Genomic DNA, 16,735 nt, shown 5'->3' with positions numbered 1-16,735 from the left:
TTATGGCAGTGCTACAATCGAAGTAGTATGAGTTCGCCGGAATACCGTGGCGAAAGTGGGGGACAAGTCAATGGATAACAGTATTCTGGAATTGAAAGAAATTCTTTTTGCCTATCAAGGGAAGGGCAAAACGAAATGGATATTCAATCATGTATCCTATAAATTTTCTGCCGGTACAATGTATACAGTTTACGGAGAGAGGGGAGCGGGAAAAACAACATTATTGTTGCTTTTAAGTGCACTGGAGGTGCCATCCGTCGGAATGATGTATTATCTGGACACGGAGATATGGAGAATTGGGGGTACCCGGTACAGGAAGTATTATGTTTCTCTTATAAAGGAGAAGGACAATTTGCTCCTGTATTACAACGCGCTTCAGAACGTTCTGGAGGCAGCCAAAATTTCCGGTAATAAAGAGTATGAAAGCAAAGAGACTGTCATAAAGCTTTTGGAAAGCATGGGAATTGGACAGGAAACAGCGCTGAAACATATCAGTGAATTGACGCAAGGAGAGCAACAGCGGGTTGCCATTGCGAGAGCAGTGGCATCCGGCGCACAGATTATATTGGCGGATGAGCCGGTTGAAGGACTGGAGAGCGAAGAAGCCAGTACAATCGTTCATTTGCTGAAAAAAACAGCGAGAGAAAATAATAAGTGTGTTATTTTTACTACCGCTGACAAGACGCTGGCCGGTCAGGGGGATGTTGTCCTTCAAATTAAAGATCAGAATTTGATAGAAGAAGGAAAAGAAGAGACGCAGGGGCAGAGGCTTACAAGAGAGCATCTGGGCAAACGCTACGAACGAAAGCAGGTAAAACAGAAAAATTCTAGTCTTCTTTATAAAGTATTGCTTAAGAATTTTAAGAGCAGCTGGGGAAGTTTTGTACAGTTCTTTTCCAGTACAATGCTTGCTGTAGCCATGGTCTTTGCGGCGTTTTCCATTCAATATATGCTGAAGGGGTTCTATAACCGAGAAGGTGGAGACGCGCTTCATGAAGGCATGGGAGGCATGATTATGTCCTCAATCACTGTGATCGGCGTGTTGACCATGTTTTTAATGATGTTCTCCCAGCAGAATTACATACGGAACAGGATGAAAGATTATACTGTTTTCAAAATTGTCGGTATTCAGTCAAGGACCATTAATTTTATGATGGCGGTAGAGTATATTGGAAGCTTTCTCGCCTCTGTTGTGGTGGGACTGCTTTTGGGAAATGTGGCTGTGCTGATTTTCAGGCAGATATTGATCAGAACTTATCCGCAAAATATAAAACTACCATATCCCGCGGCCTCGGTCTATCTGGCGGCGGCTGGTGTCTCGGCGGTAATCTTTCTTCTGTCCTATATTATTACGCAGGAATACTATGTGGAAGTGGAAATGGTCAAATCCTTGCAGATGGGGATACGGAAGGAAAAAATGTCTAGCAGATCAGGGAACTGGCTGATGATTTTAGGCCTTATTCTGGTGTGGAGATCGTTGATTATCTATGCAGGAAGAGGAACTGGTGAGCTGTGGTATTTTCTGGCGACATTTTTACTCGGAGTTTATCTCATGGTGAAGAATGCTGGGATGAAGATTCTGATAAGACTTCGTGCAAAGAGAGAATACTACTATCGCAATCTGTTGTCTTTGAATCAGTTTTATTACCGCTTTCAGAGCAATGCAAAAAGTATGCTGTTTCTTTTCATACTGCAGTTTCTGCTTTTGTTTTATCTGCCGGTTCAGATTTTCACAATGTTTCCTATGAAATTGGAGGAAGAGTACCCCTATGATTACATGATGTACTGTGGGGAAGAACAGCTTGATTACGTACAGGAATTATCCCAAAAGTATCAAGTAAAATATATAGCGCTGCCGGCGGTAAAACTGAATGTGGCAAAGGGAAGCGCGCATCCGATGGACTATACAAAGATATGGAATCAGGGAGAAAATATAGGCCTTTCCGAGAGCTCCTATTTAAAACTAAAGGGAGAAAATTCAACGGAAAGACATTTAAAAGGAAAAGAAATTGAGGTGGTATTTCAGGAAAGCAAGGCCCAGGAGGCGCACCCTCTGGATTGGACAAACCTGAAAGACCAGCCTGCGATTCGTCTGGGGCCAGCCAGAAAATATGATGTGTTCAGCGAAAAAAATATTTTTTCAGAGGATTATCCTCTGGTCAGCCAGAAACGACAGATAGATATAGGGGTGTTTGGGCATGGAATGCATGAAAATATCGTTGTTTTTTCGGATGCATATTTTCAGGAAATCAATGAGGGCAATATGCTGGTGCTCATCCGCGTACCAAAGGAGTATGCTGTAGAAGTGAACGCCGGCCTTACTAAGTTTGCCAAGGATAACCTTCCAGTTCATGCGTTTAACCGCCAGATAAAAAGTCTTTACAGCAAAACTGAGAAAATCGAGACAAGAAGGTCGGAGAACTTCTTGAAAATTGCTATAGACATATTTTTCTTTCTGGCATTTGCGTTCAGTAACTTTTTCATAGCGTATCAGAAACTGTGTTCTGATATCCCGTATTTAAAGAGAAAGTATGAAATGTTGAACTGTGTAGGTATGGGGCTTCATGAACAGAAAAAACTGCTTGGCAAAGAAATTTCTGCGTTTTGGATGCTGCCATTGATTTTAGCGCTTATTCTGGCGGCAGTCTTCACGGGCGTCACCTTGCATATGCGATTTTATACAATGAGCGAATGGAGGACTTACTTAAAACTGGCCGTGCCGTATACTATTTTATTCTCTGCGGTACAGATAATCGGAATCATTGTTATGAGAAGATTTTTAATCCGGCAAGTCATAAGAAAAGAGGAATGAGAATGGGAGTTTGGAGACGTGCTTTTTATAATTTAAAAACAGAATCACGCAGATATTGGTATCTGTTTATGACCTTGTTTGCTGCTTCGTTTGTAGTAATTGGGGTGTTGAAAGTAAGACAAAACAGTTTAGTTCTTTCTAACGATACTGCCAGAACTATCATTGTGCTGTCGGCAGGGATAGCCGCGCTTATTCTGGCTTTGCAGCTTCGCCGCACCCTTTTGAACAGAGATTATGAGATAAGGATTCTGCGCTCAATGGGGGTGGACTGGATTTTCCTGCTGGCACAGTTTAGCATGGAACTGATGATACCGCTGGTGATGGCAGCTCTATCAGGCTGCCTGATCGGGGGAGCGCTGACATCGGCGGTGTTCCAGAAGCAGCTTCAGGGACAGATTACCGGTTTTCAAAGCATTACTATGGGAATCAGAGGCAGAGAGTTTTGGACGGTTTTGGGAATTGACTTCTGTGCTGCTGTGGTGGCAATCATGATTATGGCTCTCCGTGTGAAGGAATATCTGCCCAAAAAACTTAAGGTCAAAAAGTAGCAGGGAGGGAAATCAGGATGGAGCTTATCAGAGCGGAACAGTTGTTCCGGAGTTACGGAGCGGATGATGAAGTGTTAAAAGGAGTCGATTTAACCGTGGAAGAAGGAGAGTTTGTCGGCATTATGGGGCGGTCAGGATGCGGAAAGACAACCCTTTTAAGGACTTTGGGAATGATTGACCGTCCCACAGAAGGAAATGTTTATTTTAAAGGAGTAGATACGGAACAGTTATGGGCGGATGAGCTTTCTGACATCCGCCGGACAGATCTTGGGTTTGTCTTTCAGGATTTTTACCTGATGGACAGTCTTTCTGTGAGGGAAAATATTATGCTTCCGATGATTCTGGACAAAGCAGAAGCAAAAAAGTGTATGGATAGTGCAGAAAGATTGGCTGAACAATTTGCAATCTCTCACTTGCTGAGTAAGAAACCCTGTGAGTTGTCGGGGGGTGAAAAACAGAGAGTGGCAATCTGCAGGGCGCTTATCAACAATCCACAACTGATTTTTGCCGACGAGCCGACGGGAAATTTGGACTCCAAATCGGGGAAAATCGTAGTGGATGTGATGGAAAATATTAATAAAAAAATGAATAAAACAATTCTTGTGGTCACGCATGATCCTCAGGTGGCAAGCCACTGCACGCGTATCATTCTGCTGAAGGACGGAGTGATACTGGAGGAGCTCCAAAGAGAGAGCGGCACAGAAAAATTTTATCAGCAGATTCTGTCCAAAATGACAGAGCTGTAAATTATGTAAGGCGCTTCTCAAAGTTGCCCGCTACAGAGCAGCCCTCCGTTAAAATCATAAATGCATTTGGGTCTATTGTTTTGACAATCCGCTTTATCTGGTTCACCTCATATTTGGATACAACACAGAGCAGTATATAGGAAGTAGCATTTGTATAGGCGCCCGCGCCATCCCAGTTGGTGACTCCCCGCCCGGTCTGCTCCAAAATAGCTCTGGAAATCCCCAGTTTTTTTGTGAATATCATAATACTCACATTGATGTTCTGTACATGCACCTTGTCACAGGCCAGAGAGTAGATGACACCGTAGATCAGAGAGTAGATTGCGACTTCTATATTGAACATGAAGAGGCAGATGCCGTAAACAAAAATATTGATGATCAAGGATACCTTGCCCACGCTGAACCCCGGAAATCTCTGCGTCATATAGATGCCGAGAATATCCTGTCCTCCGCCGGAACTGCCTCCGCGCAGAGTGAGGCCGGACCCCCCTCCCGCTATAATGCCGCCGATGACGCACGCAGTCAGATAATCGTCGATAATCGGCACTTCAGGAACCGGCAGAGCCGTCATGGCTATCGTCTGGATAACAATAGTAACAACAGAGCGGAAGAAAAAATTCTTGCCCATCTTGGACCATGCCAGAATAATCAGAGGGACATTAATCAACAGATAGATAAAACCTGCAATATCGGTGTGGCCCAGCGACAAGTTGAATACTTGAACCAAAAATGTCCGCAGTAATTGGGCAATACCCATGAAACCGCCGTTATATAAAGATAATGGGATGATAAAAACGTTGAGTCCGAAAGCAAACAGGACAGCACCGAGGGCTGAGGTACCAAGACCAGCCAGATTTTGCTTTTGCTGAGATGTAAATGACATTTGGAAATCCCCTTTCGTAATATATATGCAAATTTATGCCTATTAATTTGAGTATAGAAAAAGATGATAAAAAAAGCAACAAAAATTTAGAGTATAGGAAGTGAGACAATGAACATACAAGGATTGCAAAAATTGACACTATTGGATTATCCGGAAAAAGTGGCCTGTACTATCTTTACTGGTGGGTGCAATTTCCGCTGTCCCTTCTGCCATAACGCATCCCTCGTCGTAGGAGAAAGAGGCAAAGTGATACCGATCGGCAGGCAGGATTACCATGGGTTTACGGAGGAAGAGATTTTTACATTCTTACAAAAACGCCGAGGTGTGCTGGACGGTGTGTGCATTACGGGAGGAGAGCCATTACTGCAAAGGGATATCGAAGACTTTATCGTCAGGGTAAAAGAGCTGGGGTATTTGGTAAAATTAGATACGAACGGAAGTTTCCCTTCCAAACTCAAAGACTTGGCAGAAAAGGGGCTTTTAGATTATGTAGCCATGGATATTAAGAACAGCAGGGAGAGATATGGCCAGACGATAGGAATAGAAGGTTATGATACGGCGCCTGTCGAAGAGAGTGTTTCTTTTTTAATGAAGGGGACGGTACCCTACGAATTCCGGACAACGGTGACCAGAGAATTCCACAATGAGGAATCAATGAGGGCGCTTGGAGAGTGGATTGCGGGTGCTGGTAAATATTACCTGCAGCAGTTCGTGGATTCGGGGGATTTGATTCAGCCCGGCCTGCACGCATGTGAGGAAGAGACGGTAAAAGAATGGGTAAATGTTTTAAAAGCAAAGATTCCGTTTACTGCTTTAAGAGGAATAGATTGAATAATCAGATAAAACTGGTAAAAACGATTCAATAACAGTAAAATCAACAATATGTAGAATGGGAGAAAAACGTTGCACTACATCTTGTAGATTTTATTGACAACATCTGGAAGCGGTGATATCATTAGAGATACATTCGATAAACAAAGGAAAGGGGAACTTGGGTAAATGTATCAAGTAGCGAAAAGAGACGGAAAGGTGTCAGAGTTTGACATATCTAAGATTAGTGAAGCAATAAGAAAAGCGTTTGAGGCTCAGGAAAAAGAGTACCATCCGACCGTAATCGATCTGTTGGCTTTAAATGTAACATCGGATTTTGAACATAAAATTAAAGACGGTTTTATTCAGGTAGAAGATATTCAGGACAGTGTTGAGGAGGTCTTGATCAAGGCAGGATATGCAGACGTAGCGAAAGGTTATATCCTCTATAGAAAACAAAGAGAAAAGATTCGTAATATGCGTTCTACGCTTCTTGATTACAAGGACATAGTAAATAGTTATGTGAAGATAAGTGACTGGCGCGTGAAAGAGAATTCTACGGTGACTTACTCAGTGGGAGGGCTTATCTTAAGCAATTCCGGAGCTATCACGGCAAACTACTGGCTGTCGGAGATTTATGACAATGAGATCGCGAACGCGCACAAGAATGCAGACATTCATATCCATGATCTGTCCATGCTGACCGGATACTGTGCAGGCTGGTCCTTAAAGCAGCTGATTATAGAAGGGCTTGGCGGAATCTCAGGCAAGATTACTTCTGCTCCGGCCAAACATCTAAGCGTACTCTGCAATCAGATGGTAAACTTTCTCGGCATTATGCAGAACGAATGGGCGGGGGCGCAGGCGTTCTCTTCCTTTGACACTTATCTTGCCCCGTTTGCTAAGGTGGATAACCTGACTTATCCGGAAGTGAAAAAATGTATCGAAGCGTTTATTTATGGTGTGAATACTCCTTCCCGCTGGGGGACACAGGCGCCGTTTTCTAATATTACTTTGGACTGGACAGTGCCACATGATTTAGCGGATACTCCGGCCATCGTCGGCGGAAAAGAGATGGATTTTACGTATGGAGACTGTAAGGCGGAGATGGATATGGTCAATAAAGCATTTATTGAAACCATGATCGAGGGTGACGCCAACGGGCGTGGATTCCAGTATCCGATTCCTACCTACTCTATCACCAGTGACTTTGACTGGTCTGACACAGAGAATAACAGATTGTTGTTTGAAATGACAGCAAAATATGGTACTCCTTATTTTTCTAACTATATCAACAGCGATATGGAGCCTAGCGACGTCAGGAGTATGTGCTGCCGTCTGCGTCTGGATCTCCGGGAGCTTCGCAAGAAGTCCGGTGGATTTTTCGGAAGTGGAGAGAGCACTGGTTCTATCGGGGTGGTCACTATCAATATGCCTAGAATTGCTTACCAGTCTGCGGATGAGGCTGAATTTTTCCACCGTCTGGACAGAATGATGGATATCTCTGCCCGCTCATTGAATACAAAGAGAAAAATCATAACAAAGCTTCTGGATGAAGGACTGTATCCATATACCAAGCGGTATCTCGGCGGTTTTGGGAACCACTTTTCCACAATCGGTCTTTTGGGCATGAACGAAGCAGGATTGAACGCGAAGTGGATCGGAAAGGATATGACTCACGAAGAGACGCAAGAGTTTTCGAAAAGAGTTTTAAATCATATGCGGGAGCGTCTGGCAGACTATCAGGAAGAATATGAAGACCTTTTCAATTTGGAAGCGACGCCGGCAGAATCTACGGCATACCGCCTTGCAAAACATGACGTAGAGCAGTTCCCGGATATCATCACCGCGGCAGAAAAGGGGGGAGCACCTTACTACACCAACAGTTCCCATCTGCCAGTCGGATATACAGAGGATATCTTTGAAGCATTGGATATACAGGATGAACTGCAGACACTGTACACATCCGGAACGGTATTCCACGCGTTCTTGGGCGAGAAGCTGCCGTCATGGAAGGCCGCAGCCAATTTGGTAAAGAAGATCGCAGAGAATTATAAACTGCCTTATTATACGATGTCACCCACCTATTCTATCTGTAAAGAACATGGATACCTCTCCGGCGAACAGTATATCTGTCCGGAATGTGGAGCAGCAACCGAGGTATACAGCAGAATCACCGGATATTACCGGCCGGTACAGAATTGGAACGACGGCAAGGCAGAAGAATTCAAGGAGCGCAGAACTTATAATGTAGATGGCAGCGCCCTTGAGAAGCTGGCATAATTCTGGACATATCAGCGTGAATGTAAATGATATAAGTTTATGCTTAAGATGTGAGACAAAAAGCCGGAGTACCTACAACGCCAACGTGTAGGGAACTCCGGCTTTATTGCGTGCATTTTATTCCACCCAACCTAGAGCCTTATCTTTTCCAATTATAAAGTGATCGTTTCTTAATATTTCAAAAGCTTTTTCATAATTATTCTTGCGCATAAATTCAATCATCTTTTTGAGATTGGCGTTTGTGGCTTCGATTCTCATACCATTTTTTACGGAGTAGAGCCCCATCCGAATCAATTCAGAAAGATTAGATTCATAGAACTTGGTAATTCTTTGGTTTTCGAATATGCTTACAATTTCCAGATGCATATTTGTGTCGGCGAGTTCCCACTCATAGATATTGCCTGCCGACGCACACATCTGCACCAGCTTTGCCTCGATGCGGTAGGAGTATTCTTCGGCCCGCCCGGAATCGAAGATCAACTTAAAGGCGGCGCCTTCAAAAAGTTCCCGGAGCTGGTATATTTCCTGAATATCGTTGTCAGTGATTTCCTTGACGGTCATGGACTTATAGTAGTCAGTTACGATAAGTCCTTCCGACTGAAGCATTTTGAGGGCTGTGCGGACCGGGTTGCGGCTCATCCCAAGCGCGTCGGTGAGCATTGCTTCGGTCAAAGGCATCCCCGGGGGATAGGTGAGATTAAGGATTCTGGTTTTGATTGTCTCGTATGCCTGATCGGCAAGAGATTTTTTGGCAGCCATATGCTTCCTCCTATCAATTTTGTTCCACCCTGTTTAAATTTTCAATATTTAGCAGGATATACATTTAATGGTATTGTATACAACTATACACGTAATTTCAAGGTTTTCTTTTATTTTAAAATTGTTTGAGTAAATGATATTGACATTTATGGCCAGAAGTGTTACATTGTATGCAAATGGAAGAATTGTATACAAATCGATAAAATGTATACAATCAGCTTTCTTGAAAAACTATAAAAATTCACGGACAGATATGTCGAGGAGTTTAAAATCAGGAGGAAGTAAAGATGAAATTAGGTTTTATCGGAACAGGTAATATGGCAGGCGCTATGATGGGAGGAATCATCAAGAATAATGTCTTCAAACCAGAAGAAATTATAGGAGCAGACCTATTTGCACCCGGAAGAGAGAAAGTTCAGTCTTTATATGGAATTCATGTGACAGACAGCAATATGGAAGTAGTAAAAAGTGCAGAAGTGATTGTATTGTCTGTAAAGCCTCAATATTATGAATCCGTTATCAATGAAATTAAAGATTCTATTACACCGGAACAGCTGATTATCACGATCGCACCGGGTAAGACACTGGAATGGCTGGGTGAAAAGTTCGGCAGAGAAGTGAAAATCGTACGTACGATGCCAAATACACCGGCTATGGTAGGCGAAGGCATGACTGCGGCCTGCCCGAATCAATATGTGACCAAGGAAGAACTGGATTACGCATGCAAGATTCTTTCCAGTTTCGGTAAAGTTGAAGTAGTATCTGAAAACCTTATGGATGTTGTTGTGTCAACAAGCGGAAGCTCCCCGGCTTATGTATTTATGTTCATTGAGGCGATGGCAGACGCGGCAGTTGCGGACGGTATGCCAAGAGCACAGGCTTACAAATTTGCGGCGCAGGCAGTTCTCGGAAGCGCAAAGATGGTTCTTGAGACAGGAAAGCATCCGGGAGAATTGAAAGATATGGTCTGCTCACCTGCCGGGACTACAATCGAAGCAGTGCGTGTCTTGGAAGAAAGAGGATTCAGAAGCGCAGTATTTGAAGCCATGAAGGCCTGCGTAGATGTTGCAAAAGGGATGTAATTCATGTATACTAAAGCGTAGAGCTATGGATGCTTAAGCAAGTGTTCAAAGTGAACGTCGAAAGCGGCCGGCGAGGGCACCATATGGTGTGAAACGGCCGCTTTTCCATTATAAATTAGGAGGTGTAGGGCAAGTGGCGGCAAAACAGAATGTGAAGAGCAGAATTGTGGATGCGGCTTGGGAGCTGTTTTACGAGAAGGGGTATGACGATACGACAGTGGAGGATATTATACGTTTGTCAGAGACATCCAAAGGTTCTTTCTACTATTATTTCGGCAGCAAGGACTCGCTTCTTGATACTCTTTCCGATGTTCTGGATGAGAACTACGCAAAATTGGAGGAGGAGCTTGACCCGGAGATGGACAGCTTTGAGAAGTTGATGTACTTAAATTATCAATCCCATCTGTTTTTGGAGACAAAGATAGATATCCAGCTGCTGGCATCTCTCTACTCCACACAGTTGATTTGCAAGGGAAGCAGGAACCTTCTCGACCAGAACCGGAAATATTACAAGCTGATTAGTAAAATCGTGGAAGAGGGACATGTGAGAGGACAGATAAGCAGGGCTAAAACGATACAGGAGATTACAAAGTATTATTCTCTGTGCGAACGGGCCCTTGTTTCCGACTGGTGCCTGAACAGGGCCAATTATTCTCTGGCAGAGTACAGTAAGGAATATATGCCGATTTTGATGGAGCATTTCAGGGTACGGTAAGATACTATCATGGGTTTACAAATACAAATAAGATAAATTAGGAAGAGAGATTATGGGACATATGGAACGTAGAGAAGCGCTGCGCGGCACGGCTTTGACTTTGCTGGGCGGCGTTTTCTGGGGACTTGCAGGGGTGTTCGGACAATATTTGTTCGTACACAAAGATATGTCGGCCAAGTGGCTGGTGAGCGTCCGGCTTGTGCTGGCCGGGCTTTTGCTTCTGTCTACGGTTTATGCGAAGCAAAAGAAAGAAATGTTTAATATTTGGAAAAATAAAAAAGATGCCGTGCGTTTGATTACATTCGGCTTGTTTGGCATGGCATTCTGCCAGCTGACCTACTATATGGCGGTGGAGCAGTCCAATGCGGGCACGGCTACGGTGCTGCAGTATACGGCGCCGGTTATGATTATGGTATATCTGTCGTTCAGGAGCCGGAAACTCCCTTCGGCCATAGAGATGGCGGCTTTAGTACTGGCTCTGGGCGGTACCTTTCTGCTGGCCACACACGGACATGTGACATCACTTACAATGTCACGGTCTGCGCTGATATTAGGCTTGGCATCCGCTGTGGCAATGGTGCTGTATAATCTACTCCCGGGGGGACTGATGGAGCGTTATGGAACGTTTTCTGTCATTGGATGGGGGATGTTGATCGGCGGCATCTTCCTCTGCGCGATTATCCAGCCGTGGCATGTGGAAGGTATCTGGGACTGGCAGACCATCGCGTGCATGGCGACGGTCATCATCGTGGGGACCGTGTTATCTTTCGGCACCTACATGGAAGGGGTGCGTTTGATCGGGGCGGCAAGGGCAAGTCTTTTTGCATCGGTGGAACCCCTTACGGCGACGATTGCGACGGTATTGTTCATGAATGTTGCGTTCGTGAAAATGGATCTGGCCGGGTTTGTATGTATTATCGGGGCTGTGGTCATGTTGTCACTGCCTAAAAAGGAGACCGCATAGCGTATAAGTATGAAAAGAGTATATGAAGAGAAAAATAATAATATAAAAAATCTGGCGGCTGTCCATGTGGCGGTAGTTTTGTTTGGAATCGTGGGACTTTTTGCCAAACTGGTAAATCTTCCCGCGGTTATCCTTGTGCTCGGACGGGTATTTTTTTCCTCTATCTTTCTCTGGACGTTTCTGGCGGTAAGGAGGCAGAAAATCCGTCTTGAGAAAAAGAAGGATTATCTCTGGATGGTCGGCGCTGGGATTGTACTGGCTCTTCACTGGACCAGTTTCATGCAGTCCATACAGACTTCTACAGTGGCTATCGGGACGCTTACATTCTCCACATTCCCGTTGTTCGTGACTTTTTTGGAGCCTTATGTTTTTCGGGAGAAGCTTAAGATTTCTGATATTGTCTGTGCTGCCATAATGCTTGGCGGCGTTGTTTTGATCGTGCCGGAATTCAGGCTGGGCAATCAGATGACTCAGGGAGTGCTGTGGGGGCTGTTCAGTGCGCTTACCTATGCGGTGCTGTCGCTTATGAACCGCTGGTTGTCCAGCCGGTATTCAGGAACGCTTACGGCTTTTTATGAGCAGGCGGCGGCAGCAGTCGTGCTGCTCCCGTCTCTTTTTATACTCCGTCCTTCGGTTACGGTCACGGATATCGGAGTTTTGATTGTACTGGGAGTAGTATTTACGGGGCTTTCCCATTCTCTGTTTATCAGCGGCCTGCGCACGGTCAAGGTGCGGACTGCGGGCATCATTTCCGGCTTGGAATCGGTATATGGTATTGTGGGAGCGTTCCTTGTCTTGGGGGAAGTGCCGGGAAAACGGGAGATTCTTGGAGGCGTTGTAATTCTTGGAGTAGTATTTTATTCTACGATGTGTTCATCAAAGCAGTAGAGAAGAGGTGCGGCATTGAAAATAGAATTAGACTATTTTACGATTGATGGAGAGTTTGGAGGAAATCAGGACTGGTTTACCAATGTGGTGATGCATATCGGAGGATGTGCTGCTGCGGCCGCCTGTGACACTTGCGTCTATCTGGCTCGGAGGTGGGGGATGAAAGAATTGTATCCATTTGACGCAGATAACTTGAGCAAGAGAGCGTATGTCCAGTTCAGCCAGATGATGAAGCCTTTTTTGAAGCCTAGAGTGCGGGGCGTGTGTAAGCTGTGGATGTACACAGAAGGATTTGGAAAATATTTGGACAATGTATACAGTAGAGCTAGGGCGCAAACGGGTGTAGAGTACGGGGATGGCAGACTGTCTGCAAAGATGATGGAGTTCTCGGGAACTCATTCTAAAGAAGAAGCAGAAAAGTTTCTTAAGACGCAGTTAGATAGACAACTTCCTGTCCCTTACCTTATGCTTCAACATAGTAACCGTGACAAATTTAAAGATTTTATCTGGCATTGGTTTCTGGTCGTTGGGTACGAAGAGCGTATGGATGGATTCTATATTAAGGCTGCCACTTATGGCGAGGAGACGTGGTTCTGTTTGAGCGAAATTTGGAATACCGGAGTCGAAGAAAAAGGAGGAATGATTGGTTATGAAATTGTTTCAGCAGAGGCCTGAGGTACAGAAGTTTGATACAATGAAAGCGTTCCTAGAGGCATTTTCAGTGGGTGAGGGAGATTTTATACTGGCCAGTAAATCGATTTACGATACGTATATGAAGGGACTGTGCAGCGGCGCGGTGGTGCGTTTTAAGAGTGAATACGGGGCGGGAGAGCCAACTGACGGGATGATCGACGCACTCTTGAAAGAGTTCCGCCGGCTCGATTGTAAGCGGGTCATCGCAGTTGGAGGAGGCGCGGTCATCGATATGGCAAAGCTCCTCGTACTGGGGACAGACGCCGGTGCGGAGGAGATTTTTGGACGTCAGGTTCCCCTTCAAAAGGAGCGAGAATTGATAGCGGTTCCCACGACTTGTGGGGCGGGAAGCGAATCCTCCAATGTGACAATCGCAGAGTTTACAGAACGACGCTCCAAGATGGGACTGGCGGACGATGCTCTTTATCCGGACTATGCAGTTCTCATACCGGAACTTTTGAGAGAGCTTCCCTACTCTTTTTTTGCGACCAGCGCTATCGATGCGTTGATACACGGGATTGAATCTTTTGTTTCACCGAAAGCGAGCCTTTATACACAGATGTTCAGTGAGAAGGCGGTGCGGATGATACTGGATGGTTTCCGCAGGATTGCCTCGGAGGGGCTGGAAAGCCGCTTTGAGCTGCTGGAAGAGTTTCTTGTGGCAAGTGACTTGGCCGGGATAGCCTTCGGCAACGCGGGAACAGGTGCGGTCCACGCAATGAGCTATCCGCTGAGCGGGGAATACCATGTGGCCCACGGAGAAGCCAACTACCAGTTCCTGACAGCGGTATTCAGAAAATATAAAGAGCTGCAGCCGGAGGGGAGGATTACAGAACTTGACCGTATTCTCGCACAAGCTCTGCTCTGTGCCCCTGAAGATGTGTACCGGGAGCTGGAGTGTCTGTTGGACCAGATCATAGGCAGAAAGCCGCTCAGAGAATATGGAATGAAGGAATCGGAGACGGAGAGCTTCGCGAAAAGCGTAGAGAAGAGCCAGCAAAGACTTTTGAACCAAAGCTATATTAAATTTGACGCGGCACAGATGGCGGAAATTTACCGGGAACTATATTAAGTTTCTCTAAAAACTATTTACGAATCTAGAAAGATTCGTTACAATAAACAAACAGAGATTAAAGAAATAAAGGAGATTATCTAATGGCAAATCCAATTGTTACATTTGAAATGGAAAATGGTGATATCATCAAAGCAGAGTTATATCCAGAGATAGCGCCAAACACAGTAAATAATTTTGTGTCTTTGGTAAAGAAAGGATACTATGATGGACTTATTTTCCATCGAGTTATCAGCGGTTTCATGATTCAGGGCGGATGTCCGGACGGCACAGGAATGGGCGGGCCGGGGTACAATATCAAAGGAGAATTCAAGCAGAATGGCTTTGCAAATCAGCTCAAGCATGAGCCGGGCGTGTTGTCCATGGCAAGAGCGATGCACCCCGATTCAGCAGGAAGCCAGTTCTTTATCATGCACAAGAATTCCCCGCATCTGGATGGCTCTTATGCAGCATTCGGACAGGTTACAGAGGGAATGGATGTCGTGAATAAGATTGCGGAGACGGCAACCGATTACAGCGACAGGCCGCTGGAAGAGCAGAAAATGAAAAAAGTGACGGTAGAGACCTTCGGAGAAGCGTATCCGGAGCCAGAAAAAGCGTAGACGGTTTGTGGTGGGCCCTCGGCAGAATGTAGATTCTGCCGGGGGTCTTTTATCATATAGGAAAGTCCTTTGAACTTTCCTATATGACAAAAACCCTCCGGGGGATGCACACAATGTGCAGAGGAAAGCTGCTTCGCAGCCGCACATTGGCGCGCAAAGTGTACAAGTCCCTCATGAGTGAGGGATATAGGGAGTTGAAGTGGACTTGTCCACTTTGTTATAACACAGGAAAATTTATTCCAATGTCATAGCCCGTTGTATTGGTCGATTAGATAAGATAGCCTTAGGAGCAGGCAGGTGTCCGGATCTTCCAGATTGATTTGGCATACTTCGGTTATGCGGTTCAGGCGGTAGACCAAAGAATTCCGATGGATGAACAGCTGCTGGGAGGCCAGTTTTATACTTCCGGTGCAATGCAGGAATACTTGCAGAGTATGATAAAGCTGTGTGTTGTTCTTGTGGTCATACTGGCGGAGAAGCGCAAGGGCAGGATGACAGAAGCGTCCTAGAGTTTCGGGGTTTTTTGTCTCGGAGAATAAGTCAAATATCTGGTAATCAAGGTAATAGTAGACAATCTCTTGAGCAGAGAACTTTTGCCCCAATTCCATAGCGGCGTAAGCTTGTTCATAGTGCATGACAAAGCTTTCCATATTAGAGAATGCGTTGCTGATTCCGATCCGGATATGCTCGGTGTCGGCAAATTCCTTTAATTCCTGCAAAAGCCCGCCGGTTATATGGACTGCATTTTTTAATGGGAGCAAGGCTGCAATCCCATTTTGATGATAGGCCACATGGCTTCCCGGAAACCGTGTTTTGAGCTGTCTGGAAGTATGCTCTTTTAAGTGGCGCCTGCCAAGGTATTGGGCCGGGCGCAGATAGGCAACGGCCATTCTGGAAGGGAAGACGAGCTTGCTCAGGGTTGGCAGTACTTCTTTGGAGGGCGTGCCGATCAGCAGGTCGTACAATACTTGCTGGTAAGGGCTGACACCCTCGATCAGATCCGGCATATAACGGGTGATGGTATAACTTACCGCATGGCTTACCGTACTTAGCATTTCTCTGTGGGAAGGCATGAACAGAGATTCCCCTTCAATCATTAAAAGAAAGCCAATTTGAACCCCGTTGTGAAATACTTTACTGCTCAATTTGCGGTAGGGTGATTCACTGCATGACACTTCAATGGCATCGGTGGTCAATGAAGCATTTTTAACCGGCTCCAACTCTTTAACCGCACTGATAAATTCATAACTGCAGTATCCCTGCCGAATGTTCTCCTTCCAGATAGGATCGGTCACAGGGATGGAGGTGGAACTTGCGATTATTTTAAATGACATATCACTAAAAATCAAAGAATTCCCCAAGTGTATGGAAGCTGAATTAAGCACGGAATCCAGCGATTTGGTCTGTGCGGCCAGCGAGGTGAGCTCTTCGTAGAGGCTGCTGCTTCTGGTAGTTTCTATGACATTTTTGGTCTGGTTAAACAGGGCAAATAAATCCTGTTCCAAGACAAGCGCGATATTGGAGGCGTCCGTGACAAAGCCCAACGATTCTATTGCCGTATCAGAAATATCAGGTACGGCTATAATAGATTGGGGTGGCCACCCGGGCTTTTGGCCTAACTGTTCATAATAACCAAAGTAAAGCGTATTTTTGTTATAATGAAGCTGGCGGTTGTCCAGAAGGGCCACGTCTTGGATTTCCCAGTCTGCACAGTTGGAAACAAGATGAATATGTAAGGTTTTTCCTAGATAATCGGTCAATTTTGTAAAGTTCATTTCTCTCACCTTTCTTAGGAAGACACTAGGGAGTGCTGTAGTCTGTATTACTTGAGGACAGTATAGTGCACTGTGCACAAAATGTCAATTGTGAATCATCCAC

14 protein-coding genes and 1 pseudogene are annotated in these 16,735 nt (G+C 45.2%); 12 read left to right on the top strand and 3 right to left on the bottom strand.

Annotation, left to right across the window (positions count from 1 at the left end):
- The first annotated feature begins 70 nt into the window (after positions 1-70).
- From BN6465_RS01105 to BN6465_RS01095, 3 genes are read left to right on the top strand one after another with little or no spacing between them, the layout of a single operon-like run.
- Positions 71-2,812, top strand: coding sequence for an ATP-binding cassette domain-containing protein (locus BN6465_RS01105; RefSeq protein WP_066730868.1), 2,742 nt, complete (start codon positions 71-73; stop codon positions 2,810-2,812).
- A gap of 2 nt (positions 2,813-2,814) precedes the next feature.
- Positions 2,815-3,360: an FtsX-like permease family protein gene (locus BN6465_RS01100; RefSeq protein WP_066730867.1), complete on the top strand. Its 546-nt coding sequence runs from the start codon at positions 2,815-2,817 to the stop codon at positions 3,358-3,360.
- A gap of 17 nt (positions 3,361-3,377) precedes the next feature.
- Positions 3,378-4,106 carry an ABC transporter ATP-binding protein gene (locus tag BN6465_RS01095; protein ID WP_066730865.1) on the top strand — a complete coding sequence of 243 codons (729 nt, stop codon included), beginning with the start codon at positions 3,378-3,380 and terminating at the stop codon, positions 4,104-4,106.
- A gap of 1 nt (position 4,107) precedes the next feature.
- Here BN6465_RS01095 and BN6465_RS01090 read toward each other — a convergent pair whose 3' ends face one another.
- A complete protein-coding gene (locus tag BN6465_RS01090; protein ID WP_066730864.1) occupies positions 4,108-4,989 on the bottom strand; it encodes a YitT family protein in 882 nt (293 codons plus the stop codon).
- Positions 4,990-5,097: 108 nt separating this feature from the next.
- Here BN6465_RS01090 and BN6465_RS01085 point away from each other — a divergent pair, with 108 nt between their 5' ends.
- Positions 5,098-5,820, top strand: coding sequence for an anaerobic ribonucleoside-triphosphate reductase activating protein (locus tag BN6465_RS01085; protein WP_066730862.1), 723 nt, complete (start codon positions 5,098-5,100; stop codon positions 5,818-5,820).
- A gap of 168 nt (positions 5,821-5,988) precedes the next feature.
- Positions 5,989-8,070: pseudogene (locus tag BN6465_RS01080) on the top strand (ribonucleoside triphosphate reductase); the annotation flags it as partial.
- 129 nt (positions 8,071-8,199) lie between these two features.
- Here the strand turns inward: BN6465_RS01080 and BN6465_RS01075 are convergent.
- The gene (locus BN6465_RS01075) at positions 8,200-8,841 is read right to left on the bottom strand and encodes a GntR family transcriptional regulator (protein ID WP_066730860.1); all 642 of its coding nucleotides are present in this window, start codon (positions 8,839-8,841) and stop codon (positions 8,200-8,202) included.
- A gap of 287 nt (positions 8,842-9,128) precedes the next feature.
- Between BN6465_RS01075 and proC the strand changes: the two genes are divergently transcribed.
- The 7 genes from proC (at position 9,129) to BN6465_RS01040 (ending at position 14,857) form a co-directional block, all read left to right on the top strand.
- The gene (gene proC / locus BN6465_RS01070) at positions 9,129-9,923 is read left to right on the top strand and encodes a pyrroline-5-carboxylate reductase (RefSeq protein WP_066730856.1); all 795 of its coding nucleotides are present in this window, start codon (positions 9,129-9,131) and stop codon (positions 9,921-9,923) included.
- A 133-nt stretch (positions 9,924-10,056) separates the two neighbouring features.
- Positions 10,057-10,638, top strand: coding sequence for a TetR/AcrR family transcriptional regulator (locus BN6465_RS01065; RefSeq protein WP_066730854.1), 582 nt, complete (start codon positions 10,057-10,059; stop codon positions 10,636-10,638).
- A gap of 52 nt (positions 10,639-10,690) precedes the next feature.
- Positions 10,691-11,602: a DMT family transporter gene (locus BN6465_RS01060; protein WP_066730850.1), complete on the top strand. Its 912-nt coding sequence runs from the start codon at positions 10,691-10,693 to the stop codon at positions 11,600-11,602.
- A gap of 9 nt (positions 11,603-11,611) precedes the next feature.
- Complete coding sequence (locus BN6465_RS01055; RefSeq protein ID WP_066730849.1) at positions 11,612-12,490, top strand: DMT family transporter; 879 nt, start codon at positions 11,612-11,614, stop codon at positions 12,488-12,490.
- Between the two features lie 15 nt (positions 12,491-12,505).
- Positions 12,506-13,165 carry a hypothetical protein gene (locus tag BN6465_RS01050; protein ID WP_066730848.1) on the top strand — a complete coding sequence of 220 codons (660 nt, stop codon included), beginning with the start codon at positions 12,506-12,508 and terminating at the stop codon, positions 13,163-13,165.
- The gene (locus BN6465_RS01045; RefSeq protein WP_066730847.1) at positions 13,140-14,255 is read left to right on the top strand and encodes a 4-hydroxybutyrate dehydrogenase; all 1,116 of its coding nucleotides are present in this window, start codon (positions 13,140-13,142) and stop codon (positions 14,253-14,255) included. The genes BN6465_RS01050 and BN6465_RS01045 overlap by 26 nt, the downstream gene beginning before the upstream one ends.
- An 83-nt stretch (positions 14,256-14,338) precedes the next feature.
- Positions 14,339-14,857, top strand: a complete 519-nt coding sequence (locus BN6465_RS01040) for a peptidylprolyl isomerase (protein ID WP_066730846.1) — start codon at positions 14,339-14,341, stop codon at positions 14,855-14,857.
- A 245-nt stretch (positions 14,858-15,102) separates the two neighbouring features.
- On the opposite strand, the gene BN6465_RS01035 is transcribed toward BN6465_RS01040, so the two are convergent.
- The gene (locus BN6465_RS01035; protein ID WP_066730844.1) at positions 15,103-16,632 is read right to left on the bottom strand and encodes a PucR family transcriptional regulator; all 1,530 of its coding nucleotides are present in this window, start codon (positions 16,630-16,632) and stop codon (positions 15,103-15,105) included.
- Between the last annotated feature and the right edge of the window lie 103 nt (positions 16,633-16,735).

This window comes from Bariatricus massiliensis (genome assembly GCF_900086725.1).
Lineage (GTDB): Bacteria > Bacillota > Clostridia > Lachnospirales > Lachnospiraceae > Allocoprococcus > Allocoprococcus massiliensis.
The sequence above is the reverse complement of the archived record's forward strand: the minus strand, read 5'-3'. Positions and strand labels throughout refer to the sequence as shown.